Origin of the sequence: Candidatus Symbiopectobacterium sp., from assembly GCF_020054415.1 — a bacterium.
Taxonomy (GTDB): domain Bacteria; phylum Pseudomonadota; class Gammaproteobacteria; order Enterobacterales; family Enterobacteriaceae; genus Symbiopectobacterium.
In genome coordinates, this window is the sequence record NZ_JAHWCO010000345.1 from 1 (window position 1) to 1556 (window position 1556).

General features: G+C 51.4%; 3 protein-coding genes. 2 read left to right on the plus strand and 1 reads right to left on the minus strand.

Going from position 1 to position 1556, the window contains the following annotated elements:
* The coding region (locus QZ506_RS10235) for a hypothetical protein (protein ID WP_291970885.1) at nt 1-289 on the plus strand (289 nt) is incomplete at its 5' end.
* Nucleotides 290-291: 2 nt separating this feature from the next.
* Here the strand turns inward: QZ506_RS10235 and QZ506_RS10240 are convergent.
* On the minus strand, nt 292-696 hold the full coding sequence (locus QZ506_RS10240; RefSeq protein WP_291970887.1) for a hypothetical protein: 405 nt from the start codon (nt 694-696) through the stop codon (nt 292-294).
* A 109-nt stretch (nt 697-805) separates the two neighbouring features.
* Between QZ506_RS10240 and QZ506_RS10245 the strand changes: the two genes are divergently transcribed.
* Nucleotides 806-1556: ORF6N domain-containing protein (locus tag QZ506_RS10245; protein ID WP_291970889.1), on the plus strand; the 751-nt coding region annotated here is incomplete at its 3' end.

Genomic DNA, 1556 nt, shown 5'->3' on the forward strand with positions numbered 1-1556 from the left:
GCGCGCTGGGTTTTACCGTGGTTGTGCTGGACAGCAAAAATATGGAGGGTATTCAATGAAACTGGATAACGCACGGGTGCTGACCTTCAGACACCCCAATATGGGCGAGGTCGTCGCCATCACCAACGGCGGCGAGAGTATAGACGATGCACGCTATCTGGTCAGTCTGGGCAGACAGCCTAACGAGGACTGGGAAACGCAGACGCTCAGGGCGGTGATTGGGTATATGGCGGAAGACAACAGGCGGCTGCGCAAACAGGTTAGCCGCCTGACGCAGGAAGGGGGGTAAAATCAAAGCAGTTTAATTACCACCGTGACAATGGTTGATGCCAGACCGGCGATAGCGAGAATCACAGCACTCAGTTTTATCAATAATCCATTTGCAGTATGTTCAACATCTTTACGGAGTAAGGTTATCTGAGCTTCAGTTTTCTCGAAGCGAGCCTGCATCTGAGCTTCGTTCTTCTCGAAGCGAGCTTCCATGTCCTTACGGACATCGGCTATCTCTGCGGATAGGTCCTTACGGACATCAGCGATATCGCGCTTTACCTCGGCAATATCAGCCTTTGTAGCCACATCCGCCACCTCATGAGACTTGCGTACAACGAGCGAGATCGCCCGCGCCTGCTCTCTGGAAATGCCAGCAGTCTCAAGCTCTTCCGATGCCTGCAATGTATCAAATGCAACTTGGCCCATGGGAAATCCTCCTGCGTTAAGCCAAGTGTAAGCGATCTGACCGCCAATCTGCAAAATTTTGCAAGTTATCCCTCTGATAACCACATCCGTTTAATATGGAGACATTGCTATGAGCAAAACTATCGCTATCCAGAATACCCAATTGCCCGTTATCGAATATCAGGGCCAGCGCGTGATTACAACCGAGCTACTAGCTCAAGGGTACGGGACGGATTCTGCGCGAATTCGTCAGAATTTTAACCGCAATAAAGAGCGTTTTACTCAAGGAAAGCACTATTTCACCCTCGAAGGTAAAGGATTACAACAACTTAAGAACTGCGTATCTTTTAGCGACGCGGTTAATAAACATACAACTAGCCTCACCCTCTGGAGTGAGCGAGGGGCCTCCCGTCACGCCAAGATGCTGGAGACCGACCAGGCGTGGGAATGGTATGAGGCACTGGAAGATAACTACTTCCGCTTACGCGAACAAAAATCCCCTGTGGATCTTGGCCTACCAAACTTCCTCGACCCGGCAGAAGCGGCGATCGCATGGGGCAAGGAGCGCAAGGCTGTTCAGTTGATTACTTTCGAGCGCGATGAAGCTGTACGCACCAAAGCGCAGATCAGCGAAAAACGGGAAGCCACCGCCTGCCAGCGTAATGCTGTTTACCAGCGCATCGCAAACAGGGCAATAAAAGAACGCGATGAAATGGCAGCTTTGCTGGGTGCCAGTAAACACTATGCGTCAGTACGCTCAGTGTGGCGCGCCACAGGTAACTGGTACAGCTACCGCCAACTCACCACATGGCAGGACGAACATGACGCGATGGAATCCTACTACTGGGATGAGTCCACGGATGCACGAATTTTATGCTACC

What these genes read in the sequence shown, in the direction of transcription:
- QZ506_RS10240 (WP_291970887.1), bottom strand. Translation starts at nt 696, where the DNA reads ATGGGCCAAGTTGCATTTGATACATTGCAGGCATCGGAAGAGCTTGAG.